Genomic DNA, 24,531 nt, shown 5'->3' with positions numbered 1-24,531 from the left:
GACAGCTCTCCTCCGAGGGGAGCCGAGACAACGCCCTCACGTCAATCAAAACGAGAAAAGCTCCCTCAATGGGAGCTTTTCTATGTTCAGCCTATTTCACTTGCTGAAGGTGTGATTACGTGTGCGACTTCAAGGCGCACCGAGGGAAGACGTACGAAGGTACGTCGACCGAGGAGCAACGCCGAAGGCGCTCCGTAATCACGCATTCAGCGCTTTGAAGCCGATGTCGTGGCGATAAAACAGTCCCCGCGTCTCCAGCTTGTCGAGGATCGCGTAGACCTTGTCCTGCGCGGACTTGATGTCCGGGGCGGAGGTCTCCACCAGCAGGACGCGGCCGGAGTTGGCCACCAGACCGCCCTTGCCATCGGACACCACTCCAGCGTAGTAGACGTGCGAGTCCTCATCCACCTCGATCTCGGGCACGCGGGCGCCCTTGATGACGTTCTCCGGGTAGCCGTTGGAAGCCAGAACCACGCCGAGCGTGGCGTTCTCCTCATCCCACGTGAACTCCGGGGTACCGCCGTTGAGAATCTCGCTGATGCCCTGGCCCAGGTCGGAGGTGAGCTTCGGGAGCACCACTTCGGTCTCCGGATCGCCGAAGCGGGCATTGAACTCGATGACCTTCGGGCCGTCGGCGGTGGCGATCAGGCCGGCGTACAGGATGCCGGTGAACGGCGTGCCCTCCTCGGCCATGCCCTCCACGGTGGGGCGCACGATGGTCTCGATGGCCTCATCGATCACGGACTGCGGAATCTGCGGCACCGGGCTGTAAGCGCCCATGCCACCGGTGTTCGGGCCCTCATCGCCATCGTGGGCGCGCTTGTGATCCTGGGAGATCGGCATCGGCCAGAACTCGGTGCCGTTCACGAAGCTCATCAGGGAGAACTCCTGGCCCTCCAGGAAGTCTTCGATGACCACCTTGGCACCGGCGGAGCCGAAGCGATGATCGACGAAGATATCCTCCAGCGCACGCTGGGCGGTGTGCTCGTCCATGGCCACGGTCACGCCCTTGCCGGCGGCCAGGCCATCGGCCTTGATCACGATCGGGGCGCCGTGCTCGTGCACGTAGTTCTGGGCGCCTTCCAGATCGGAGAACGTCTGGTACTTGGCGGTCGGGATGTTGTGACGCTCCATGAGCTGCTTGGCGAAGTCCTTGGAGCCTTCGATCTGGGCGGCGGCCTTGCGCGGGCCGAACGCCTTGATGCCGGCGGCGGCGAAATCGTCCACCAGACCTTCGATGAGCGGAACCTCCGGACCAACGAACACCCAGTCGTAGCCGTTATCCTTCACGAAGTCGATGAGCGCCGCGTGGTTCGATTCGCTCAGTGCGGTGATGTGGATGCCGTCCTTGAGCATGCCCGGGTTGCCGGGGGCCACGGTCACTTCATCCACGCTGGCACCCTTGAGCAGGGTGTAGGCGATGGTGTGCTCGCGTGCGCCGGAACCGATGACCAGAACCTTCTGTCCCATTGATGTGTCCTTTCCGAAAATATTCTGGCTCCCCTCTCCGAGGGGAGCTGTCGCGCCAGCGACTGAGGGGAGGGACGGGAATGAATGCCGACTCCCCTCAGTCTCGCTTCGCGAGCCAGCCCCCCTCAGAGAGGGGAGCCTCGAAGTTACTTCAGTACGATCTGGGTGCCGTCCGTGTCCGGGGCGATGCGGCCGATGACATAGCCGGCCTCGCCATTGGACTTGAGCAGCTCAAGGGTCTCGTCCGCGCGGTCGGCGGAGACGGCGAGCACCATGCCGATACCCATGTTGAAGATGTTGTACATCTCCTTGTGGTCGATGTCGCCGGCCTTCTCCAGCACGTTGAAGATGGGCAGCACCGGCCAGGTGCCGAGTTCGATCTCGGCGGCCAGGCCGTCCGGGATCATGCGCGGGATGTTCTCGATGAAACCGCCACCGGTGATGTGGGCCACGCCCTTGACCAGACCGGCCTTGAACAGCGGGGAGAGGGCCTTGACGTAGATCTTGGTGGGGGTGAGGATCACCTCGCCGAGCGTCTTGCCGTCCAGCTCGTCCAGCTTGGTGTCCACGGTGTAGCCGGCCTGCTCGAACAGGGCTTTGCGCACCAGGGAGAAGCCGTTGGAGTGGATGCCGGTGGAGGGCAGGCCGATGAGCACGTCGCCGTCGGCGATGGTGGAGCCGTCCACGATGGCGGACTTCTCGGCAACGCCCACGGAGAAGCCGGCCAGATCGTATTCGTCCTCGTCGTACATGCCCGGCATCTCGGCGGTCTCGCCGCCGACCAGCGCGGAACCGGCCTGCACGCAGCCGTCCGCCACGCCGGCCACGACCTGTTCCAGCAGGGCCGGATCGTTCTTGCCGCAGGCGATGTAGTCGAGGAAGAACAGCGGCTCGGCACCCTGGGCGGCGATGTCGTTGACGCACATGGCCACGCAGTCGATGCCGATGGTGTCGTGCTTGTTCATCATCTTGGCGACCATGAGCTTGGTACCCACGCCGTCGGTGCCGGAGATCAGCACCGGCTCCTTGTAGCCGAGGGAGGCCAGATCGAACAGGCCGCCGAATCCGCCGATGCCGCCGACCACGCCGGGACGGTTCGTGCGGGCAACGTGCGACTTGATGCGCCTGACGACTTCGTATCCGGCTTCGACGCTCACTCCGGCGTTCTCATATGCTTTTGGCATTAGGTGGGCCTTTCTGCTCACACCCCGGCTCCCCTTGTCAGGGGAGCTGTCGCGCGAAGCGTGACTGAGGGGTAGTCATTGGTTGAAATGTGTATACGCTTAAATCGATTGAATGACGGTCACTCGGACTCGGTAGGCTGCACGGTGTTGTACTCGTTGCCGATGTACTTGCTCTTGTACAGCGCGAATTCAGGCAGGCGCACGCGGTCCTCGGGCGTGAGGGACTTGAGGAAGTCGGCCTCGTAGTCGTCCAGGGCGGTGGGGTAGTCGCCGTTGAAGTAGGCGACGCACAGGCCACCATACGGGGCGTCCGCATTGAGTCCGATGGACTCGACCAGGCCGTCCAACGACAGGTAGGCCAGCGAATCGGCACCGATGAACTCGCGGATCTCCTCCACGCTCATCTTGGCGGCGATGAGCTCCTTGGTGGTGGAGATGTCGATGCCGTAGAAGCACGGGTACTTGAGCGGCGGGGAGCTGATGCGCATGTGCACCTCGGCCGCACCGGCTTCCTTGAGCAGCTGCACGATGCGCTTGGAGGTGGTGCCGCGCACGATGGAATCGTCGATGACGATGACGCGCTTGCCCTTGACCACGCTGCGCACGGCGGACAGCTTCATGCGCACGCCCTGTTCACGCAGCTCCTGCGTGGGCTGGATGAACGTGCGGGCGACGTACTGGTTCTTGATCAGACCCATCTCGTTGGGCAGGCCGGCGGCCTCGGCATAGCCGGACGCGGCGGACAGGGAGGAGTTCGGCACGCCGATCACCATGTCCGCGTCCACCGGGGATTCAGCGGCCAGACGCGCGCCCATGCGCTTGCGGGCGGAGTGCACGTTGACGCCGTAGATGTCCGAATCCGGGCGGGCGAAGTAGATGTACTCCATCGAGCAGATGGCCAGCTGCGTGTTGTTAGTGTACTGGATGATCTTGTAGCCGTGGTCGTTGATCACCACGATCTCGCCGGGACGGATGTTGCGCACGAGTTCGGCGCCGACCACGTCCAGGGCGCAGGTCTCGGAGGCCAGCACGTACGCGCCGTTCTTCATCTTGCCCAGGGAAAGCGGACGGAAGCCGTTCGGATCGAGCGCGCCGATCATGGCGTCCTCGGTCATGAGCAGGTAGGCGAAGCCGCCGTGGACCGTGTTGAGCGCCTCCTTGAGCTTGTCCATGAAGGTGCGCTGCAGGGAGCGGCGGATGAGGTGCATGAGCACCTCGGTGTCCGAGTTGGAGTGGAAGATCGCGCCTTCGTCCTCCAGCTTGCGGCGCAGCGACGGGCAGTTGGTCAGGTTGCCGTTGTGGCACAGGGCCACGTCGCCGTCGTGGAAGCGGAAGATGAACGGCTGGATGTTGTCCGTGGTGCCGGAACCGGCGGTGGCGTACCGCACATGGCCGATGGCGCGGTCGCCCTTGAGGCGCTCGATTTCACGCTCGTCGCCGAACACCTGGGTCAGCAGGCCCAGTCCGCGGTGGCCGATGAGGTGACCGTGGTCATTGGAGACGATGCCTGCGCCTTCCTGACCGCGATGCTGCAGTGCGTGCAAGCCGAAATAGGTGAGTCGGGCGGCGTCGGGATGGCCCCATACGCCGAAGATGCCACATTCCTCGTGAATGTCTTCGAGTTCAGCCGACAAGCCAAAGCTCCTTTTCAAGCAGGGGGTTCACTACCTGTTAACCCTACCAATCGGCGACTACATCGACGCTCGCGGCGTGTCGAACAAATGTTCGAAGGTTGTGCTATGGTGTTGGAACAACGAATCGAACATCAGGTGGTTGCGCATGGCGGGGAAAGGGGTGATGGTCATGACGGCATCAGCGCATGGCGGGCGTCGGAGCACGTATCTGGCCATCGACCTGAAGTCCTTCTATGCCTCGGTGGAATGCGCGGCGCGCGGACTCGACCCACTGACCACGCATCTGGTGGTGGCGGATGAGACGCGGACGGACAAGACCATCTGTCTGGCCGTGTCGCCCTCGTTGAAGGCGTATGGCATTCCCGGCCGTCCGCGCCTGTTCGAGGCGAAGCAGCGGCTGGGGGCGGTGAACGCCCTGCGGGCGGCGGCGATTCCCGGTGGCCGTTTCGTCGGTGAATCGTGCGATGTGCGCGATCTGGAACGTACGCCGTTGCTGAAGGCCGCGATGGTGATCGCGAAACCCCGCATGGCCCACTATCTGCAGATCAGCGGGCAGATATACGGCATTTATCTGAAATACGCGGCACCCGAGCACATCCACGTCTATTCGATCGACGAGGTGTTCATCGATGCCACGCCGTATCTCATGGCCTTGGGCATGACGCCGCACGAGATGGCCCGTGCCATCGTGCGCGACATCCTCGATGCGACCGGCATCACGGCCACGGCCGGCATCGGGGCGAACATGTACCTGGCCAAGGTCGCCATGGACATCGTGGCCAAGCACATGCCCGCGGACCGGGATGGCGTGCGTGTGGCCGAGCTGGATGAGATGTCCTACCGTCGGCTGCTGTGGAACCACAGGCCGCTCACCGATTTCTGGCGTGTCGGACGCGGATACGCCCGCAAGCTGGAACGGGCCGGGCTGCTGACGATGGGGGATATCGCCCGGTGCTCGGTGGGCCGGGCCTCCGACTATTACAACGAGGACCTGCTGTACCGCATGTTCGGGGTGAACGCCGAACTGCTCATCGACCATGCGTGGGGTTGGGAGCCGTGCACCATCGCGGACATCCAATCCTATGAGCCGGATGCGCACAGCGCCAGCATCGGCCAGGTGCTCACCGGTCCGGCCGTATGGCATACGGCGCGGCTGATCACCAAGGAGATGGCGGATGCGCTCGCCCTCGACCTGGTGGGCAAAGGCGTGAGAACGAACCGCCTGATGCTTGTTGTGGGGTATGACGCCGGCAGCCTTGATCCGGACAGGCTTGACGATTGCGAGGAACCGGCGATGCGCCGGCTGGCGGAACGGGCGGCAAGGGAATACAAAGGCCCGGTGGTCTATGACCATTACGGTCGCAAGGTGCCCAAACCCGCGGTCGGGTCCATCGGGCTGGGCGATTTCACCGCGTCCGCCGACCGTATTCGCACGGCGATGGCGATGCTGTTCGAGCGCATTGCCGATCCGCTGCTGCTGGTGCGCCGCCTGACCGTGGTCGCGGACGATCTGACCACGCCCGAGGAACTGGCCGCCGGCAAACGATATGAACAATTGGATCTGTTCGCCGATGCGGAGACCGAGTCGATGGAAGCCGGAATCCGCGGGGAAGCGGGCGGGGGCGGTGAATCGTTGCGGTGGGCGCCGGCCGCCAAGGCTTTAGCCGGCGAAAAGAACTCCCATGCGGAGGACATAGAACGCGCCCTGCTGGATATCAAGCAACGGTTCGGCAAAAACGCCGTAGTCAAAGCCATGAACATGGAGAAAGGAGCCACCGGCATAGAACGCAATAATCAGATTGGGGGACACCACCGTTAAGCAAACAACCCGGTGGGTTGTTTGTAGGTGGTGTGCGAGCCGTGAGGCGAGCCGAGGGATGTTGGGCGTAGCCTATCCCTGATTACCGGACCACCACCGTTAAGCAAACAACCCGGTGGGTTGTTTGTAGGTGGTGTGCGAGCCGTGAGGCGAGCCGGTGAAAGGCGGACGTAGTCCGTCGTTGATTGCAGGGCCACCACCGTAATAAGAAGGTTTCCTTCTGGGGAATCGGAGAGAAAAGAAAGGGGAACTCCGTTGACATTGCAGGAAACGCATCGATACGACGACATCATCGATATGCCGCATCATCAGTCGCGCAGGCATCCGCATATGTCCCGGCATAAACGGGCCGCGCAGTTCATGCCCTTTGCGGCCCTGTCCGGCTATGACCAGGTCATCGCGCAAACCGCCCATGACATGGAGGAGGCCATAATTCGGGAGAACAGCCAGTACGACCGCGATTTCGGTGCATAGGAGTCGGTGCATAGGAGGCCATAAAGAGCGGGAGGGTGCTCCCGTGTGAAAGCACCCTCCCGGAAGGGCTATGGTCATGACCGATCCGCTATGACCCGCACCCGCGCTTCCAAATCGTCAGCCGACGTGACGCTCGAAACGGTGGAAACCGGTGATCTTGTCGATTTCGGCCATGGCATCGGCCGGAATCACGAAGCCGGAGGCCTTGAGGTTGTTCTCGAGCTGGCTGGGCTTGGATGCGCCGGCGATCACGCAGCTGATTTCCGGATGCTGCAGGATCCAGGCCATCGAGAGCACCGGCAGGTTCGTGCCGAGTTCGTCGGCGACCGTACGCAGCTGCTCCACCTTGTCGAGGTTCTCGTCGGTGAGCAGGTCGTTGATCTGGTGGTCGGACTGCCAGGTGGCGCGGGAGCCGGCCGGCAGCGGCTGGCCCTTGCGGTACTTGCCGGTCAGGAGGCCCTGGGCGAGCGGGGAGAACGTGGTGATGCCGATGCCGAGCTTGCGGCAGGTGTCCATGATCTCATGCTCGATGTAGCGGTCGTTGAGGTTGTACTGCGGCTGGACCACGGTGATCGGGTACAGGTTGTAGCGGTCGATGATGCGCTGCGCCTCCTCGAGACGGGCGGAGCCCCATTCCTCGGACACGCCGTAGTAGAGGACCTTGCCCTGCGCCACCAGGTCGCTCATCGCGCGCAGCGTCTCGGTCAGATCGGTGGTCTCGTCGAAACGGTGGCAGAAGTACATGTCGAGGTAATCGAGCTGCATGTTCTCCAGCGTCTGGTCGATGCTCTCGAAGATGTGCTTGCGGCTCAGACCGCGGTCGTTCACGCCCTCGCCGGTGGGGAAGAAGACCTTGCTGGAGATCACAAGCTCCTTGCGCGGGTACTCCTTGAGCACTTCGCCAAGGAATCGTTCGGCCGCGCCGCCCGAATAGGCGTCGGCGCAGTCGAAGAAGTTGACGCCGTTATCGTACGCCAGCTTCACGGTCTGCTTGGCTACATCCTCGGCCGCCGTGCCCTTGAGATCCGTGACCCAGCTGCCCAGTGCGATCTCGCTGATCTTCAGACCGGACTTGCCAACGCTGCGATACTTCATTGTTGCTCCTTCGTTGCTGTGTGGTGTGCGCCGTGAGAGTGCGGATACGTTTTCCGCACATGCACCGCGGCGCGCATGCTTGTTTATCGATAACATCACGGTGTGTCCGTGAGCGCTAACAATTATTAACGATCCCTATTGAAACAGTTCAACCACACTTGAACGCAAACCCCGGCGACGCCTCCGCGCGTGTCGTGCCCAGACGCGCATCGGCTTCGCATAGCCGCGCCGGATGAGCATCCGGCCGCTCCGACGGCTTTGCTCTTGTATCTTGGTATGCGGTATCAGTGCGGCGGCCTGCTGCATACCCATTGCGGAAGGCCGTTACATCAAGATTGACATGGCCCTTATTCTTGGCTCCCCTTGTCAGGGGAGCTGGCGGCGAAGCCGACTGAGGGGTAGTTCGGATGGGAATCATCATGCCGGTGCCGGGAAGGGAAGGACATATGGCGGAAGCGCTGACGATGTTGATGTTCTGTGCGGTGCTGTTCGTCAGTGTGGGATTCGGCTGGTCGATCATTCCCGCCCTTCTCATCGGCGTGTTGCTGTTCACCGGCTACGGTCTGGTGCGGAAAGTCCCGTTGCGGGGCATAGCCGTTCATGCCGCTGGCAGCATGCGTGCCGCATCGACCGTGCTGGTCACCTTCGTGCTGATCGGCTTGCTCACTTCACTGTGGCGAGCCAGCGGCACCATCGCATACATCGTGGCCCATGCGGCCACAATCATCCATCCCGTAACGGTGCTGCCCCTCAGCTTCCTCCTATGTTCGGGCATGTCCGTGCTGACCGGTTCCTCCTTCGCCAGCGCGGCCACGATGGGCACGATCTGCATGTCGCTCGGCCTGACCATGAATGCCGACCCGGTGATATTGGGCGGTGCGATCCTGGCCGGCGTCTATGTGGGCGACCGCTGCTCGCCCGTGTCCACCAGCGCGTTGCTCGTCGCCCAGCTCACACACACCAACCTGTTCGACAATCTCGGACGCATGGTACGCACCGGTGCCGTGCCATTCATACTGAGCTGCCTTGTCTACGGAGCGGCCGCGGTGCCGGATGCGCATTACGGTTCGGGATCCGGCGCATCGCGATCGGCGACCGTGGCTGGACAATCCGCAGTCGCGGACGGCGCAACGGATATCGCCGCGCTTTTCTCCTCGACCTTCCACCTGCACTGGCTCACGGTGCTGCCGGCGATAGTCGTGATAGCGCTTGCACTGATGCGGCTTGACGTACGCCTGATCATGCTCGCCAGCATCGCCGCTTCGACGGCGGTCTGCATCGGCGTTCAGGGCATGGGGTTGCCGGATCTGCTGCAGCTGCTGGTATTCGGGTATCGTTCGGACGATCCGCAGGTCGCCGCACTGCTCGACGGCGGGGGTATGGTCTCCATGCTCACCGTGATGGCGATCGTATGCATTTCCGCCGCCTACTCCGGCATCTTCATGCAGACCCATATGCTTGACCGCCTGCAGCACGCGATATCGGCATTGGCCGGCCGTATCGGAACCGTTACAGCCACCATCATCACGGCAGTCGGCGCGGCCATGCTCGCCTGCAACCAGACGTTGGCCATCATGCTGACCCATCAGCTGTGCGGGGGATTGTATCGTCACGATGCCGCATACGACGGAAGCAAGCGTATTGCCGATGCCGCGGACGGTGGGACGGGTTTCGCGCCGAGTAGCGGGAACAACACCGGCGAGCGAGATACAACAAGCGGTGACGCAGGCAGCGTCGTCGATGCCGCCGACACAAATAGTCCCGCAAACACCGCAGCCGCGACCGATGCGGATGATCGCGCGCGGCTCGCGCTCGCCATCGAGGATTCCGCCGTGGTCCTCGCGCCGCTGGTGCCCTGGGCCATCGCCGGCGCCGTGCCTCTGGCCACCATCAACGCGCCCACGTCGAGCCTGTTCGCCGCGGTCTTCCTGTATCTGCTGCCCCTATTGCGCATCGTCGGGGAACTGATTGCCGGGAAAAGCGCGTCAGCTCAGGTCTGACAGTGCGGTTCGCATGGCCTTGCGGTAGACGGCCACAAGATCGTCCAGCCGCATCGATGCGTTCGCAGGGCTGGTGGAAGGCAGCGGGGTCATCGGGATGGCGATGCCGGCTTCCGTCAGACGCGGTTCGATGAGTTTGCGGTACAGCTGGGCCGATTTCGCGCCCGTGGTGAAGATGCGCGTGATCGGTGCTGCGCGCAGTATCGGCGTCAGATTGTTCGGCATGGCGTTGCGGATACTGGAATCGGACGCCCCGGTGATATCACAGGAGGCGATCACGTCCCACAGCGCGAAATGGTGGCGCAGGGCGAATGCACGGCGGGATTCCGGCGTATCTCCGGCGGAGTCGGGCGTTTCGGATTTGCCGATCGTGTGCGGCGATGATGCGGATTCCGAACCGACGGCATCGGCGAATACCGCCTCCATAACCGGCCAGAACCGGTTGCGCGGATGCATGTAGTAGAACGACGCCTCACGGGATTTCGGACTCGGCATGGAACCCAGAATCAGCAACCGCGATTCGGCATCCCACACCGGTCCGAACCCGTGCTCGACATGTGTGTATTCGCTCATATTGTGTAACCTACGGGGCTGCCTTTCAGTCGACCACGCCGTCAGCGTCTCTGGCAGGGAAGCTGACTGACAGGACAAGAGAGGTTCCTCGTCACAGCCTCACGAACACGGTGGGGGAGCCGGACGGAAGATCGGTGGCATGGATGGGCGTGCCGTCGGCTGCAAGTCGGAACACGGTCAGGTTGTTGGAGACCTCGTTCGCCACCAGCAGCAGGTCGCCTACCGGCAGGATATGGCGCGGACGACTGCCACCGCAGTCGATGCCGCGGCCTCGCCAGCCGGGTTCGTCGGTCGGGGCCAAGCGGGACAGGCGCTCGCCGTCCCAGTCCAGCGCCACGATACGTTCCGACCCGCGCAATCCGACGTATGCGATGCCGGCAATCGACGGCTCAACCTCGGAATCATGCGCGATATCGTACGTGATGTCATGCGTTCCGGCCTTACCGTCGCCGTCGCCGTCGGCATCGGCATCAGGAGCATCGCCACGCAACGAGGACCACGGCACAAATGCCAGCGATGCCGCCTGATCCAGGGGATCACCGCCAAGATCAACGGTCTGCAACACCGCGATGCCATCCGCCGAGTGCCCCATGGCGACAACGGTCTCGCCGTGATCGCCGGCATGTTCGGGAACGATGCCAAGATTCGTGTCGGCCTTACGCGAGTCGCCTGTGCCTACAGACTCCGGGCCGAGCAGCGTCACCGTATTGCCCCATTCATCGACCACGGCCACACGCCACTGCGTGCGCGTATCACCGGCGACCGGCAGCAGATGCATATCGCGCGGACCAGTGCCAGGCGCCAAAACCACCGCGCCGACGCGCTCCAGCACTCCGGCGTTCCACCGATGCACGTAGATGCGATCCGCGCCCAAGTCGGTGGACAGCACACGTCCGTCCGGCAACGGCAGAATCCAATGCGCGTGCGGGCCCTCCTGAGCCGGCAGCGGGCCATGGCCTTCGCCGGTCAGCACCTGTGCGGCATCCAGAACCGCGCCGTCGGACGCGATCGGGAATACGCTGACATGCCCGTCGGCGTAACAGGCCACGATGAGATGCTTGGCGCCGAGATCGTCGATGGCGATCGCCGCATGGGTCGGGCTGACGCCTTGCGCCGCCACGCGGGACAACTCGATCAGGGCGGGCACGGCCATGCGCTCGCCGGAACCGTCCGTGGCGGCATCGTTGGCCTCATTGCCAACGTTTGCGGCATCGTCTCGTCCGATGCGGAACGCGGCCACTTCGTTCGTATCCTCGAGCACGGCGTACAGCAAATCGCCGTCGCGCTCGATCCAGGTAGGGGAGGGGACGTCGGCCAGCAGGCCATCTTTGAGAAGCGTCACGGACGATGCCGCGGTATCCGATGCTGCGTCCCCGTCGTTGCCGGACGTGCCGTCATCGTGCGCAATTCGTACCGATACCGATTCGATGCCCGGGCAGGAGGAGCCTCGCGTCGCTCCGAACCCGCCAACTGCCAGTGTCAGAATTGAATCATTCATGTCATGCATGGCATTCAATCTACTCCGCGGAGAACGGCCTCCGGCGATTTTTGGCAAATGGTGGCTCCGCCGCCCTGCTATAGGCCGAGCAGGACAGCCTTGTGCCTAAAAAGAGAACGTTTGATGCTAGAAGCACCCGTCTTCTGGCATCAAACAATCGCATTTCGCCGTTTCAGCGATCGTTTGGTGCCAGAAGCCACCTGCTTCTATCCTGAAACGATCGCTGAAAGACGCAAAAGAGGCCGTTTCCTGCTAGAAGAGATGCCCTTCTGGCAGGAAACGGCCTCTAACGCCGGTCAGGTTGCAGCCACGACGGTAATCGCAACCGCAACCTCATCAGGCGGCGAAGTACTCCACGCCGGCCTCGAAGATCGGCTGGTACTTGTTGCCCGGCACGTTGGCGTACAGGCCCTCGCCCGAACGCTCCGAGTGGCCCATCTTGCCGAACACGCGGCCGTCCGGGCTGGTGATGCCCTCGATGGCCAGCAGCGAGCCGTTCGGGTTCACCGCCAGATCCAGACCGGGCACGCCGGCCTCGTCCACGTACTGCGTGGCGATCTGACCATGGGCCTTCAGGGAAGCCAGCACCTCGTCGGAGGCCACGAAACGGCCCTCGCCGTGGGAGATGGCCACCGTGTGCACGTCGCCCACCGAGGTCTTGGACAGCCACGGGGACAGGTCGGAGGCCACGCGCGTGCGCACCAGGCGGCTCTGGTGACGGCCGATGGTGTTGAACGTCAGTGTCGGGCATTCCGCGGTCATCGGCACGATGTCGCCGAACGGCACCAGACCCAGCTTGATGAGCGCCTGGAAGCCGTTGCAGATGCCGAGCATCAGGCCGTCGCGGTTCTTCAGCAGATCGCGCACGGCCTCGGTGACGGCCGGGGCGCGGAAGAACGCGGTGATGAACTTGGCGGAGCCGTCCGGCTCGTCGCCGCCGGAGAAGCCGCCCGGAATCATCACGATCTGGCTCTTGGCGATCTCCTCGACCAGCTGCTGCGTGGACTCGGCCACGGCGGCCGGCGTGAGGTTGTTCACGATGAGCGTGGACACCTCGGCGCCCGCGCGCTCGAACGCGGCGGCGGAGTCGTACTCGCAGTTGTTGCCCGGGAACACAGGGATGATCACGCGCGGCTTGGCCACCGGAGCACCCACGTACACGGTCTTCTTGACGCCCGCGGCCTCGGTGTGGAAGTCGATGGTCTCCACGGTCTTGCCCTGTTCGTCGCCCTTGGAACGGTACGGGAACACGGACTCGATGCCGCCCTCCCAGGCGTTCTGCAGCTCGGCCAGGTCGATGGTCTCGCCAGCGGCGCGGAAGCCGTACGCCTCCGTGGTCACGCCGATCTCGCCCACCTCGACCAGGTTGGAGACGGCCGGGATCTTCTCGTTGTCCTTGAGCTCCACGATGAACGAACCGTACGCCGGGGCGAACAGGTCGTCCAGGGCGATGCCGTCGTTCAGATCCACGCCGATGCCGTTGCCCACGGTCATCTTGAACAGGGCCTCGGCGGTGCCGCCGTAGCTCGGCGTGGACACGGCCAGCGCGGTGTGGAAGTCGGTGAGCTCCTCGACCAGCGAGAACGCCTCGAGCAGCGCGTCCTTGTCCGGCGTGATGCCGTCGGCCAGGTAACGCGGCGCGATGCGCACGATGCGGTGGCCGGCACCCTTGAACTCGGGGGAGGTGGCGCGCTTCATGTTGCCCACCGCCACGGCGAAGGAGATCAGCGTGGGCGGCACGTCCAGATCCTCGAAGGAGCCGGACATGGAGTCCTTGCCGCCGATGGCGCCGGCGCCCAGATCCACCTGGGCCATCAGCGCGCCGAGCACGGCGGCCGTGGGCTTGCCCCAGCGTTCCGGCTCGTCGCGCAGCTTCTCGAAGTACTCCTGGAAGCTCAGGTACGCCTTCTCATGCTCGAAGCCGGCGGCCACGAGCTTGGCCAGCGACTCGACCACGGACAGGTACGCGCCCGTGAACTGGTTCTTCTCCATGATGTACGGGTTGAAGCCCCAAGCCATTGCGGAGGCGGTGGTGGTCTCGCCGAACACCGGGAACTTGGCCACCATGGCCTCGTTCGGGGTGAGCTGCTTGACGCCGCCGAACGGCATGAGCACGGTGCCCGCGCCGATGGTGGAGTCGAAGCGCTCGGACAGACCCTTGTTGGAGGCCACGTTGAGGTCGGTCACCAGCGCGTGCATGCGCTCCGCCAGGGAGCCGGAACGCCATGCGGCCGGCACCTCGTACGCCTGCTGGGCCTCGACGTGCACGATCTGGTGCTTGGAGGCGCCATTGGAGGCCAGGAACTCGCGGGAGAGGTTCACGATCTCGTCGCCGTTCCAGGTCATCACCATGCGCGGGTCCTCGGTCACGGTGGCGATCACCGTGGCTTCGAGGTTCTCCTCGCGGGCGTAGCCGAGGAATTCATCGACATCGGAAGCGGCCACGTCCACGGCCATGCGCTCCTGCGATTCGGAGATGGCCAGCTCGGTGCCGTCCAGGCCCTCGTACTTCTTGGGCACGGTGTTGAGGTCCACGTACAGGCCGTCGGCCAGCTCGCCGACCGCCACGGACACGCCGCCCGCGCCGAAGTCGTTGCAGCGCTTGATCAGTCGGCAGGCGTCGCCGCGGCGGAACAGGCGCTGCAGCTTGCGCTCGACCGGGGCGTTGCCCTTCTGTACCTCGGCGCCGTCCAGTTCCAGCGATTCTACGTTGTGCGCCTTGGACGCGCCGGTGGCGCCGCCGATGCCGTCACGGCCGGTGCGGCCGCCCAGCAGGATGATCTTGTCGCCGGGGGCCGGGGTCTCGCGGCGCACGTGATCGGCCGGGGTGGCGGCCACGACCGCGCCCACCTCCATGCGCTTGGCCACGTAGCCCGGGTGGTAGATCTCGTCCACCTGGCCGGTGGCGAGGCCGATCTGGTTGCCGTAGGAGCTGTAGCCGGCGGCCGCGGTGGTTACCAGCTTGCGCTGCGGCAGCTTGCCCTCGAGCGTCTGGGAGACCGGCACGGTCGGATCGGCGGCACCGGTGACGCGCATGGCCTGATACACGTAGGAGCGGCCGGACAGGGGGTCGCGGATGCAGCCGCCGATGCAGGTGGCCGCGCCACCGAACGGCTCGATCTCGGTGGGGTGGTTGTGGGTCTCGTTCTTGAACAGGAACAGCCAGTCCTCGTCATGGCCGTTCACGTCAACCTTGACCTTGACGGTGCAGGCGTTGATCTCCTCGGACTCGTCCAGGCCGGTGAGGATGCCGTTCTTCTTGAGCCACTTGGCGCCGATGGTGCCCATGTCCATGAGGCACACCGGCTTGGTGTCGCGACCCAGCTCGTGGCGCATCTCGAGGTAGCGCTCGAAGGCGGCCTTGACCACGGCGTCGTCGATGTTCACCTCGTCCAGCTCGGTGCCGAACGTGGTGTGGCGGCAATGGTCGGACCAGTAGGTGTCGATCACCTTGATCTCGGTGATGGTGGGCTCGCGGCCCTCCTCGGCGAAGTACTTCTGGCAGAACTCCAGATCGGCGAGGTCCATGGCCAGGCCACGCTCGTCGATGAACTTCTGGCCGGCGGCCGCGTCCATCTCGTTGAAGCCGGCGATGACCTCGACCTTGCCGGGCGTGGGCACCTGGGTCTTCAGCGTGTCCTTGGTGGCCAGGCTGGCCTCGCGGGCCTCCACCGGGTTGATCACGTAATGCTTGATGGCCTCGACGTCCGCGTCCGTGAGCTCGCCTTCGAGGGCGTACACCTTGGCGGAACGCACGGTGGGGCGCTCACCCTGGGAGATGAGCTGGATGCATTCGCTGGCCGAATCGGCGCGCTGGTCGAACTGGCCGGGCAGGAACTCGGTGGCGAACACCTTGGCCGAACCGAAGTCGGGCAGGTCGGCGGAGACGTCGTCCACCTGCGGCTCGCTGAAGACGGTGGGGGTGGCCTGGGCGAACAGCTCCTCGCTGATGCCCTCCACGTCGTAACGGTTCACGATGCGCACGGCCTTGAGGCCGGAGATGCCGAGGATGGTCTTCAGCTCGCCGGCGAGCTGCTGGGCCTCGACGTCAAAGCCGGGCTTCTTCTCCACGTATACGCGGAAAACCATGGGAATCCTTTCTTGATGGGGATGAACGATGAAAAAGTCTGGGGAAAAAGAATCGGCTCCCCTCGCCGAGGGGAGCTGTCAGCGAAGCTGACTGAGGGGAGCAGACGGCAGATGAACGGTCATCCCACTGCTCCCCTCAGTCTCACTACGTTCGACAGCTCCCCTCAGCGAGGGGAGCCAGTGATTATGTCTGTAATGCCGCCCCGGCGAATCGCTCAGGCGACTTCGATGCCCTCGGACTTGGCCAGCTCGGCCAGACGGGACTCGATCTCCTCGTAGGCCGGGATGATGGAGCCCAGACCGCGGCGGAACAGGTCCTTGTCCAGGTGCTCCACCTTGCCGGAGTGGTCGCGCTGATCCCACAGACGGCAGGAATCCGGGGTGATCTCGTCGGCCAGCAGCAGCGTGCCGTCGGAGGCGCGGCCCATCTCGATCTTGAAGTCCACGAGCTTGACGTCGATCTTGGCGAAGATGTCGATGAGGGCCTCGTTGATCTTGCGGGCCAGCGGGGCGATCTCGGCCAGGTCCTCGCGGGTGCACACGCCGAGGGCCACCAGATCGTCGTCGTTCACGAACGGGTCATGCAGGTCGTCGTTCTTGAGGAAGTACTCGAGCACCGGCTCCTTGAGCGGCAGGCCTTCCTCAACGCCCAGACGGGAGCAGAAGTGGCCGGCGGCGGTGTTGCGCAGCACGATCTCCAGCGGGAACATGTCGATCTTGCGCACCAGCTGGGCGGTGTCGTTCACGCGCTTGACGAGGTGGCTGTCGATGCCGCGGGCCTTGAGCAGGTCGAAGATGATGGTGGTGATGAGGTTGTTCAGGCGGCCCTTGCCGGTGAAGTCCTCTTTCTTCTCGCCATCGCCGGCCGTAGCGGTGTTCTTGTATTCGACCCACAGGATCTCCGGGTCGTCGGTTGCGTACAGCTGCTTGGCCTTGCCCTCGTAGAGCTTTTCCAGTTTCTCCATGATCGCCTTTCAAATCAGCGGAATTTCTGGGTGAACTAACGGTAAAAAGGGTACCAATCGCCGGGGATAACGACGTGGCTCAGCGCACGTCGATGTCGAGCGTCTCGGCCACGCGGGCGGCCTTGACGCGGGCGTCGGCCTCGCCCTGTCCGACGGCGAGCGCCACGGCCATGCGACGGTGGCCATGGACCTCCGGCTTGGCGAAGATACGCAGGTCGGTGCCGGGCTCGGCCAGCGCCTCGGCCACGTTCGTGAACTCGGCCTCGCCGTCGCCGGCGACTACGATCGCATGGCTCGCGGCCACCTCTCCGGCCGGCAGGGCGAACGCCACATGCCCGGCGGTGACCGGCAGACCCAGGATCGCGCGGGCGTGCAGGGCGAACTCGCTCAGCCGCTGCGAGGCCATCGTCACCATGCCCGTGTCGTGCGGGCGGGGGGAGACCTCGTTGAACAGGATCGAACCGTCGGTCAGCACGAACAGCTCCACGCCGAACACGCCCCAGCCGGTTTCGCCGGCCGCCTTGGCCTTGGCCACCAGCCCCTCGACGGCGGTGCGGGCGATATCCTGCGCCCGTTCGGCCTCGCCGTCGGGTTCGGCTGCCGGCTGCCACGACTCACGGTAGTCGCCGGATTCCTGACGCTGGCCGATCGGGGCGCACGTCACGATGCCGGCCGACGACGAGACCGTCAGCACGGTCAACTCGCGCTCCAGGGGAGCCAGCGCCTCCACGATCACGCGGGACACATCGCCCTCGCCGGACGCGCGGCGTCCCTCCTGCGCCTCCGTCCACGCGGCGTCGATCGCGTCGGCGGCACGCACCACGGACTGGCCGTGGCCGGACGAGCTCATCACCGGCTTGACCACGCACGGATAGCCGACCTCCTCGGCGCCCGCACGCAGCTCCTCCAGCGATCCAGCGAAACGGTACGGCGTGGTCGGCAGGCCCAGTTCCTCATGGGCCAGCACGCGCAGGCGTTCGCGGTCCATGCAGATGGCCGCGATCTCGGCGCTCGGCACCACCTGGGCGCCGGCAGCGGCGGCCCCGGCCAACACGTCCGTGGCGATGGCCTCCACCTCGGGCACGATGATGTCCGGCCTGACCTCGTCGAACAGGGCCTTGAGCTCCGCGGCGTTCGCCATGTCCAGCACGCGGTACTCGTGGGCCACCTGCTGGGCCGGCGCGCCCGCGTACGAATCGGCGGCGCACACCCACGCGCCGAGGCGCATCAGCTCGATGGTGACTTCCTTGCCCAGCTCGCCGGAGCCCAGGAACAGCACACGGGTGGGGCGCTTGCCCAACGGCGTGCCCAGCGGGCGGGCGGCGGCGGGGGAGGAGATGGAATCTGCGGCGGAGGCCGCGGAAGTGTTCACAGCATGCTCAGTCATATCCCACATTCTGCCATGCCGCACGAATTTTGACGTCTGTAACCCGTCATAAACCATGCGTATAGACACGCCGTTGCAGGCATGCCCGGCCTGTCGTACCTTATGAATCACCGGCCGATATGTTCATCGCGGTCGGGCCAACGTTTCAAGGGGCTTCATACGGAACACGGCGAGGGGGATGCGGCATGCCAGCGCGGAACGCGGCACTGATTTCCAAGCGGGCGGCAGGACTGCCCGGCAACCCCTTCGCCGAGGCGGACGCACGCGCCGCGGCCGCCGTCGCCGCCGGCAAGGACGTCATCGACCTGAGCAAAGGCAATCCCGACGGGCAGCCGCCGGCATTCGTCCAGGACGCGCTCGCCCACGCCGCGCACGATCCCTCGTTCTTCCGATACCCGCCGTTCGACGGCGTGCCGGCGTTTCTCGAATCGATCGCCGGATGGTACGGCCGTCAGCACGGCGTGACCGTGGATTCCGCCACACAACTGCTCGCCACATCCGGCTCATCGGTGGGCATCGCCACGGTGATTCAGGCCCTCATCGACCCCGGCGACACCGTGGTGGCCGTGGATCCTTATTATCCGCAGTACGAAGGATCCACCGCGGTGGCCGGCGGACGGTTCGAGACGATTCCCGCCGAAGCGGACCGCGGGTTCCTTCCCGATCTGGATGCCGTGGATCCGGAGCTCTGGACGCGCGCCAAACTGCTCATCCTCAACTACCCGAACAACCCCACCGGTGCCGCCGCCACGCCCGAACTGTATGGAACCGCCGTGCGGCTCGCCAGGCAGTATGGATTCGTCGTGCTCAACGATTTCGCCTACGCGGGACTCGAGTTCGTCGGGGCGCGCTCGCTGAGCCTCTTGGAGACGCCCGGCGCATTGGATGTCGCGCTGGAGCTGGGGTCGCTTTCGAAGATGTATATGGTGGCCGGCTGGCGCGGCGGATTCGTGGCCGGCAACGCCGAGGTGCTTGCGGCGGTCAAGGCCGTGCACCGGCAGACCGCCGTGCTGGCGTCCAGCGTGATCCAGCAGGCGGGTGCGGTGGCGCTCGCCTCCGACCAGTCCACGGTGGCGGAGCTGGCCGTTCAATACCAGCATCGCTTCGAGGTGGTGCGCGACGGTCTGGCCGGCAGCGGACTGGAGGTCGCCGAGGCTCAGGGCGGACTGTTCGCCTGGGCCCGCGTGCCGGAATCCTTCGCGCGGGACGGTTCGGCCGCGTTCACCGACTGGCTGCTCAACACGGCCGGCGTGGCGCTCATGCCCGGTTCCTGCTTCGGCGAGGCAGGCGAGGGGTGGGTACGCATCAGTCTGCTCAAGCACACCGCGGACCTGTATCAGGCCGTGGCCCGCATCCGACGTGCGCTGGACGCGCAGTAGCGTACGTGTGGATGCATGCGTCGTACATACCATAAATTAGGCAATCCGCGCTTCGCCACACGATTCCTGCCGAAGCCGGCGGTTCGCAAGCTTTCCCATCCCCCGATCGCGTACGGGCGTGACCTAAGATGAGGCAATGCGCGAAAAAGGGAACGAAGAGAGCATCGACCGGCCGCTGACCATCGCCCTCGTGGTGGACACGGTGGGCAACCAGGGCAACGGCACCTCCAATTCGGCGCTGCAATGGGCCGCCGAACTCGAACGGCAGGGTCATCGTGTGAGGCTCGTGGGCATCGGCGCCCCCGAATACCCGGCCCGTGTGAACAAGGTGCCGCTGGTCTCCTGGGTGGCATCCAAACAGCTCATGCAGTTCGCCGAACCGAGCGACACGCTGTTCCGCACCGCCTTCCAGGGCGTGGACGTGGTGCATATCTACATGCCGTTCAAATTCGGCCGCCATGCCGCCAAGGTGGCGCGTCAGATGGGCATCCCCGTCACCGCCGGCTTCCATCTGCAGCCGGAGAACGTGCTGTATTCCGCGGGGCCGCTGCGCCACATCCCCGGCGTGTCCGGATTCCTGTACTGGCTGTTCAAGCACTGGCTGTACAAGCGCGTCGACCACATCCACGTGCCCACCGAAATGACCGCGAGCCTGCTGCGCTCGCACGGGTACAAGGCCCGGCTGCACGTCATCTCCAACGGCTATTCACCCGCCTACTCGCCCAAGGAGCCGGTCGACCCGCAGGCGCCCACGCCGGTGCCGTTCCGCATCATCGCCTCGGGGCGCCTCGCCCATGAGAAGGACCAGATCACGCTCATCAAGGCGATTTCCATGTCCCGCCATGCCGGGGACATCCAGCTGGTGATCGCCGGCACCGGACCGCTGCGGCGCTACCTGACCTTCCGAGCCGGCAGACTCCTGGCCCGCAAGGCGGAGATCGGGTTCCACAAGCACTCCGAGATGCCCGAACTGCTGCGTTCGGGCGATCTGTTCGTCCACTGCTCCATCGCGGACATCGAATCCGTGAGCGTCATCGAGGCGATGGCCTGCGGTCTGGTGCCGATCATCGCCGCGTCCGAACTGTCCGCGGCCAGCCAGTTCGCCCTGCTGGACGAATCGCTGTTCCCCGTGCGGGACGCCGCGCTGCTGGCCCGCCGCATCGACTGGTGGATTGCGCACCAGACCGAGCGCGCCGAATGGGGCGCCAAGTACGCCGAACACACCAAGGAGCACTACTCCGTGGAAGCGTCCGTGCACAAGTTCGTGGACATGGAACGCGAGGCGATAGCGGAGTGACGGCCGCGGGGCAGGAAAAGCCCCTCAGTCAGCTGCGCTGACAGCTCCTCTCAAAGAAGGGAGCCGGGAGCCGCAAAATCCACCTAAACTGGCTCCCCTCTCTGAGGGGAGCTGTCGCTGAAAGCGACTGAGGGGAGCCGTCAGCGACAGCTCCCTAAAGGAGCTCATCGCAGGGTGCGCCATGCGACGGGCCTCATGCCCTTACAGCAGCGCGATGAGCTGCTCGACCTCCTCCGGCGTGGTGGACCAGCTCGTGCAGATGCGCATCACGGTATGCGTGTCGTCGGCCTTCTCCATGAAGCCGAGCTTGATGTCCCGCCCCAGACGCTCGATGGTGGGCTGGTCGAGCGTTACGAAGATCTGGTTCGTGGGCGCGTCGAACGTGAGCTGGTAGCCCTTGGCCCGCAATGCCTCGCGGATGCGGTCGGCCGCCTCGTTGGCGTTGCGGGCGATCCTGAAGTACAGGCCGTCCGTGAACAGGGCGTCGAACTGCGCGCCCAGCACGAAGCCCTTGGCCAGCAACGCGCCGTGCTGTTTGATGCGCGTCAGGAAATGCTTCGGCGTGTTGTGCTTGGTGAACACCACGGCCTCGCCGAACAGGGCGCCCACCTTGGTGCCGCCGATGTAGAACACGTCCGCGATGCGCGCCACGTCCTCCAGCGTCATGTCGCCACCGGTGGCGGTCAGCGCATATCCCAGGCGTGCGCCGTCCACGAACAGCGGCATGTCGTAACGATGCGCCACCTCGGCGATCGCCTCGAGCTCGGCCTTGGAATAGATGGTGCCGTATTCGGTGCTCTGCGAGACGTACACGGAACCGGGGAAGACCATGTGCTCATGGTTGGCATCCGCGTAGAAGGTCTGGCAGTATTCGTCCAGTTCGCTCGCGTCCATCTTGCCGTTGTGATGGGGGAGCGTGAGCACCTTGTGCCCCGCGTACTCGATGGCGCCGGCCTCATGCACGTTCGGATGGCCGGACGCGACCGCCACCACGCCCGCGTACGCCGGGGCGATGGTGTCGATGACCACCTGGTTCGCCTGAGTGCCGCCCACCAGGAACCATACGTCCGCATCCGGCACGCCGCAGGCCTCGCGGATCTTGGCTTTGGCCTGCTCGGTGAGCTCGTCGGAGCCATAGCCGGAATACAGGTGCTCGTTGGCCTTGGCCACGGCGTCGATGACCGCGGGATGGGCGGCGCGGGAATAGTCGTTTTCAAAAGACAGCATTGCGAATCCTTCTTTTTGGGCCTCGTGAGGCAATAGCCCCGAGTCTACAACGCTGACTCGTTTGATTTGGTACAGAGCTGATATGGCATATTGAGCCGGTTCAAACCCTCACTATGTACGCGGCGTAACCATGAGGCCGCATACATAGTGAGGGTTTGGCCATATGAATCCTCACTATGTACGCGGCACCCTCGTTCGTCCGCGTACATAGTGAGGCTATAGGTGATCCGCGTGAGGAATCGAGCGGATAGCAGCTCGGAAAAACAAAAGACCCTTCCGAAAACGGAAGGGTCTTAGCGGGGTGGCCAACGCGGCTCGAACGCGCGACCTTCTGAACCACAATCAGATGCTCTACCAACTGAGCTATGGCCACCATGTTTGTTTCCCAGCAGGACTGGAAGACAACAGATGGATACTATACACACTTTTTCGGTAGCGTGCACATCGGCGTGTCGCGTCGGTGGTGCGAAGGTGCAGCAGCGCGGAAAACCGCCGATTTCCGGGCCTTTCGCCGTTCTGGTCCGGGGAGGTCGGGTCTCATGCGTCGTACCTGGCTTCGATCACCAAGGATTTCCCGATGATTTGACGAAGCCGACAACTTCGGGGCGTCGTGTTTGGCGGAAGCCCCAAAAATGAATCGAATGGACGGCCGCGTGCCCACAATGTGAGCAATATGTTTCGTGTCAAGCTTCACACGCTTAATTTCATGCGATGTTACTTCGCTGAAATTACGTAACAGAGAGAGAAACACATGGAAAAGGTTAAGGCTTTTGCAGACTGGCTGACCAAATGGTTCACGGTCATCGTCATCGTCTGGGCCGTCTTCAACTACTTCGTGCCGCAGGCCAGCCTGTGGGGCAAGGCGTACACCGGCTACATGCTGGGCATCGTGCTCTTCGGCATGGGCCTGACGCTGACGCTTGACGACTTCAAGCGCATCCTCACCCAGCCGCTCATGGTCATCGTCGGCACCATCGCGCACTTCGTGATCATGCCGCTCATCGCCGTGCTGCTCTGCTGGATCTTCCGCCTCGACGGCCCGCTGGCCGTGGGTGTGATCCTCGTGGGCTGCTGCCCGTCCGGCACCTCCTCCAACGTGATGAGCTATCTGTCCCGCGGTGACGTGGCACTCGACGTGTCCATCGGCATCCTCTCCACCCTGTGCGCCCCGTTCATGATCCCGCTGCTGATGCAGTGGCTGGCCTCCCAGTACGTGCAGGTGCCGGTCGAGTCCCTGTTCCTCAACGCCGTCAAGGTCGTGCTCTTCCCGATCGCACTCGGTGTGATCTGCCATATGATCTTCGGCAAGAAGATAGAGACGATCACCGTCGCCCTGCCGATCGTCTCTCAGGTCGCCATTCTTCTGATCATCGGCGTGGTGGTCGCGGCCAACGGTCCGAAGCTGTTCGTCGCCTCCTCGCTCATGGCCATCCCGGTCGTCATCCTGCACAACCTCTCCGGTTACGCGCTGGGCTTCGGCTTCTCCAAGCTGATGTACAAGATCTACCCGAAGGGCTTCCGCTACGCGCAGCAGAAGGCCATCACCTTCGAGGTCGGCATGCAGGACTCCGCCCTGGGCGCCACCCTGGCGCTGACCTCCTTCGCCTCCAACCCGATCGCCGCCGTGCCGTCCACCTTCTTCTCCGTGTGGCACAACATCTCCGGCTCCATCCTGTCCAGCTGGTGGCGCAACCACGATGACCGCCACGAGATCCACTGGGATTCCGACAACGGCGAGAAGGGTTCCGCCAAGGGTGCCGATTCCGTGCACGCCTTCGACGCGGACAAGGCCACTGCCGAGGTGCCTCATTTGAAAGTGAGCGCGAAACCGGGAGTGGTGCCTCACTGGAAGTGAGCGCGAAATCCTAGTCGGTGTCGGCTGGTGTTTCGTTGTGGTCTTCCGGTCGGACGCCCGCGATCTTGGCGAGTGTCCTGTCCAAGTATGCCATGTCGGGGCCGACGCGTTTCTCGAGGCGTCGGGTTCGTGGAGCGGCCATGTCCTCGAGCTGGTCCTGGATGGCGTGGATGCGGCGGACGAGCTCGGCCGGGTTTGTCTCGGCGATCAGACGTTCGATCTGGTCGCGTCGCTCGGGCAGGATGAACCCGGTGCCGCCGTCGGCCCGGTCCTGCTCGTCGAATCGTTTGAGTCTCTCCCATGGGGTCGTGGGCTGGTCGTAGACGCGCCGGGGTCGTCCGTCGCGGGTGCTGGAGCGTCCCACGGGTTTCTTGGACGGGGTGAACAGGTTGACCTTGACGCTCACGAGCTGCCACAGCTCGTTCAACAGGTCGAGTTCGGCGAGTTCGTACCGGTAGTAGAACGCGTGTTTGCGTACGACGTGGTTGTTGCGGGATTCGACGGTGGCCTGGTCGTTCTTCCTGTAGGGGCGGCTTCTGGTCTGCTGGATGTCGAGCTGTTGGAGGTGGGTGATGAAGTCCGTGT

At 64.2% G+C, this 24,531-nt stretch carries 16 protein-coding genes, 1 tRNA gene and 1 pseudogene; 6 read left to right on the top strand and 12 right to left on the bottom strand.

Annotation, left to right across the window (positions count from 1 at the left end; all coding sequences use genetic code 11):
* Positions 1 to 198: 198 nt before the first annotated feature.
* The 3 genes from purD to purF all read right to left on the bottom strand — a co-directional run bounded on the left by purD (position 199) and on the right by purF (position 4,288).
* Entirely contained in the window at positions 199 to 1,470 is a 1,272-nt protein-coding gene (purD, locus tag JS536_RS06140; protein WP_214305426.1) for a phosphoribosylamine--glycine ligase, read from the bottom strand.
* A 146-nt stretch (positions 1,471 to 1,616) separates the two neighbouring features.
* Complete coding sequence (gene purM, locus JS536_RS06135) at positions 1,617 to 2,654, bottom strand: phosphoribosylformylglycinamidine cyclo-ligase (RefSeq protein ID WP_214356228.1); 1,038 nt, start codon at positions 2,652 to 2,654, stop codon at positions 1,617 to 1,619.
* Between the two features lie 119 nt (positions 2,655 to 2,773).
* Positions 2,774 to 4,288: an amidophosphoribosyltransferase gene (gene purF / locus JS536_RS06130; RefSeq protein WP_214305428.1), complete on the bottom strand. Its 1,515-nt coding sequence runs from the start codon at positions 4,286 to 4,288 to the stop codon at positions 2,774 to 2,776.
* Between the two features lie 169 nt (positions 4,289 to 4,457).
* Between purF and JS536_RS06125 the strand changes: the two genes are divergently transcribed.
* Positions 4,458 to 6,107: a type VI secretion protein ImpB gene (locus JS536_RS06125; protein ID WP_214356227.1), complete on the top strand. Its 1,650-nt coding sequence runs from the start codon at positions 4,458 to 4,460 to the stop codon at positions 6,105 to 6,107.
* A 255-nt stretch (positions 6,108 to 6,362) separates the two neighbouring features.
* A complete protein-coding gene (locus tag JS536_RS06120; RefSeq protein ID WP_214305430.1) occupies positions 6,363 to 6,581 on the top strand; it encodes a hypothetical protein in 219 nt (72 codons plus the stop codon).
* Positions 6,582 to 6,698: 117 nt separating this feature from the next.
* Here the strand turns inward: JS536_RS06120 and JS536_RS06115 are convergent, their stop codons facing one another.
* Positions 6,699 to 7,676 (bottom strand): aldo/keto reductase family protein, encoded by a 978-nt coding sequence (locus tag JS536_RS06115; protein ID WP_214356226.1) that lies wholly within the window; start codon positions 7,674 to 7,676, stop codon positions 6,699 to 6,701.
* Positions 7,677 to 8,122: 446 nt separating this feature from the next.
* Here JS536_RS06115 and JS536_RS06110 point away from each other — a divergent pair, with 446 nt between their 5' ends.
* The gene (locus JS536_RS06110; protein ID WP_240544285.1) at positions 8,123 to 9,676 is read left to right on the top strand and encodes a Na+/H+ antiporter NhaC family protein; all 1,554 of its coding nucleotides are present in this window, start codon (positions 8,123 to 8,125) and stop codon (positions 9,674 to 9,676) included.
* On the opposite strand, the gene JS536_RS06100 is transcribed toward JS536_RS06110, so the two are convergent.
* The 5 genes from JS536_RS06100 to purT all read right to left on the bottom strand — a co-directional run bounded on the left by JS536_RS06100 (position 9,662) and on the right by purT (position 18,188).
* The gene (locus tag JS536_RS06100; RefSeq protein WP_214356225.1) at positions 9,662 to 10,249 is read right to left on the bottom strand and encodes a uracil-DNA glycosylase family protein; all 588 of its coding nucleotides are present in this window, start codon (positions 10,247 to 10,249) and stop codon (positions 9,662 to 9,664) included. The two genes, JS536_RS06110 and JS536_RS06100, sit on opposite strands and share 15 nt — an antisense overlap.
* A 91-nt stretch (positions 10,250 to 10,340) precedes the next feature.
* Complete coding sequence (locus JS536_RS06095; protein ID WP_240544284.1) at positions 10,341 to 11,747, bottom strand: beta-propeller fold lactonase family protein; 1,407 nt, start codon at positions 11,745 to 11,747, stop codon at positions 10,341 to 10,343.
* A 336-nt stretch (positions 11,748 to 12,083) separates the two neighbouring features.
* The gene (locus JS536_RS06090) at positions 12,084 to 15,836 is read right to left on the bottom strand and encodes a phosphoribosylformylglycinamidine synthase (protein ID WP_214356224.1); all 3,753 of its coding nucleotides are present in this window, start codon (positions 15,834 to 15,836) and stop codon (positions 12,084 to 12,086) included.
* A gap of 215 nt (positions 15,837 to 16,051) precedes the next feature.
* Positions 16,052 to 16,801, bottom strand: a complete 750-nt coding sequence (gene purC / locus JS536_RS06085) for a phosphoribosylaminoimidazolesuccinocarboxamide synthase (protein ID WP_214356223.1) — start codon at positions 16,799 to 16,801, stop codon at positions 16,052 to 16,054.
* A gap of 79 nt (positions 16,802 to 16,880) precedes the next feature.
* Positions 16,881 to 18,188, bottom strand: coding sequence for a formate-dependent phosphoribosylglycinamide formyltransferase (gene purT, locus JS536_RS06080; RefSeq protein ID WP_214356222.1), 1,308 nt, complete (start codon positions 18,186 to 18,188; stop codon positions 16,881 to 16,883).
* A 185-nt stretch (positions 18,189 to 18,373) separates the two neighbouring features.
* Between purT and JS536_RS06075 the strand changes: the two genes are divergently transcribed.
* Both JS536_RS06075 and JS536_RS06070 read left to right on the top strand, forming a co-directional pair.
* Positions 18,374 to 19,567, top strand: a complete 1,194-nt coding sequence (locus tag JS536_RS06075; protein ID WP_214356221.1) for an aminotransferase class I/II-fold pyridoxal phosphate-dependent enzyme — start codon at positions 18,374 to 18,376, stop codon at positions 19,565 to 19,567.
* A 136-nt stretch (positions 19,568 to 19,703) separates the two neighbouring features.
* Positions 19,704 to 20,864: a glycosyltransferase gene (locus JS536_RS06070; RefSeq protein WP_214356220.1), complete on the top strand. Its 1,161-nt coding sequence runs from the start codon at positions 19,704 to 19,706 to the stop codon at positions 20,862 to 20,864.
* Positions 20,865 to 21,065: 201 nt separating this feature from the next.
* Here the strand turns inward: JS536_RS06070 and JS536_RS06065 are convergent, their stop codons facing one another.
* Together JS536_RS06065 and JS536_RS06060 are read right to left on the bottom strand one after the other, a co-directional pair.
* On the bottom strand, positions 21,066 to 22,091 hold the full coding sequence (locus tag JS536_RS06065; protein WP_214356219.1) for an aminotransferase class I/II-fold pyridoxal phosphate-dependent enzyme: 1,026 nt from the start codon (positions 22,089 to 22,091) through the stop codon (positions 21,066 to 21,068).
* A gap of 300 nt (positions 22,092 to 22,391) precedes the next feature.
* Positions 22,392 to 22,464: transfer RNA gene (locus tag JS536_RS06060), tRNA-His, on the bottom strand.
* A 378-nt stretch (positions 22,465 to 22,842) separates the two neighbouring features.
* Between JS536_RS06060 and JS536_RS06055 the strand changes: the two genes are divergently transcribed.
* Positions 22,843 to 23,946, top strand: a complete 1,104-nt coding sequence (locus tag JS536_RS06055) for a bile acid:sodium symporter family protein (protein ID WP_214356218.1) — start codon at positions 22,843 to 22,845, stop codon at positions 23,944 to 23,946.
* Positions 23,947 to 23,956: 10 nt separating this feature from the next.
* Here JS536_RS06055 and JS536_RS06050 read toward each other — a convergent pair.
* A pseudogene (locus tag JS536_RS06050) lies at positions 23,957 to 24,531 on the bottom strand (transposase); the annotation flags it as partial.

Origin of the sequence: Bifidobacterium sp. SO4 (genome assembly GCF_018555355.1) — a bacterium.
Lineage (GTDB): Bacteria > Actinomycetota > Actinomycetes > Actinomycetales > Bifidobacteriaceae > Bifidobacterium > Bifidobacterium miconisargentati.
This window is presented reverse-complemented; position numbering and strand designations above follow the sequence as displayed.

Excerpts from the sequence above, each read along its gene's own strand:
- JS536_RS06125 (WP_214356227.1), top strand. The coding sequence starts at position 4,458 with ATGACGGCATCAGCGCATGGCGGGCGTCGGAGCACGTATCTGGCCATC.
- JS536_RS06100 (WP_214356225.1), bottom strand. The coding sequence starts at position 10,249 with ATGAGCGAATACACACATGTCGAGCACGGGTTCGGACCGGTGTGGGAT.
- JS536_RS06110 (WP_240544285.1), top strand. The coding sequence starts at position 8,123 with ATGGCGGAAGCGCTGACGATGTTGATGTTCTGTGCGGTGCTGTTCGTC.
- purD (WP_214305426.1), bottom strand. The coding sequence starts at position 1,470 with ATGGGACAGAAGGTTCTGGTCATCGGTTCCGGCGCACGCGAGCACACC.
- JS536_RS06065 (WP_214356219.1), bottom strand. The coding sequence starts at position 22,091 with ATGCTGTCTTTTGAAAACGACTATTCCCGCGCCGCCCATCCCGCGGTC.
- JS536_RS06070 (WP_214356220.1), top strand. The coding sequence starts at position 19,704 with ATGCGCGAAAAAGGGAACGAAGAGAGCATCGACCGGCCGCTGACCATC.
- JS536_RS06090 (WP_214356224.1), bottom strand. The coding sequence starts at position 15,836 with ATGGTTTTCCGCGTATACGTGGAGAAGAAGCCCGGCTTTGACGTCGAG.
- JS536_RS06095 (WP_240544284.1), bottom strand. The coding sequence starts at position 11,747 with ATGAATGATTCAATTCTGACACTGGCAGTTGGCGGGTTCGGAGCGACG.
- JS536_RS06075 (WP_214356221.1), top strand. The coding sequence starts at position 18,374 with ATGCCAGCGCGGAACGCGGCACTGATTTCCAAGCGGGCGGCAGGACTG.
- JS536_RS06115 (WP_214356226.1), bottom strand. The coding sequence starts at position 7,676 with ATGAAGTATCGCAGCGTTGGCAAGTCCGGTCTGAAGATCAGCGAGATC.
- purM (WP_214356228.1), bottom strand. The coding sequence starts at position 2,654 with ATGCCAAAAGCATATGAGAACGCCGGAGTGAGCGTCGAAGCCGGATAC.
- JS536_RS06055 (WP_214356218.1), top strand. The coding sequence starts at position 22,843 with ATGGAAAAGGTTAAGGCTTTTGCAGACTGGCTGACCAAATGGTTCACG.
- purC (WP_214356223.1), bottom strand. The coding sequence starts at position 16,801 with ATGGAGAAACTGGAAAAGCTCTACGAGGGCAAGGCCAAGCAGCTGTAC.
- purT (WP_214356222.1), bottom strand. The coding sequence starts at position 18,188 with ATGACTGAGCATGCTGTGAACACTTCCGCGGCCTCCGCCGCAGATTCC.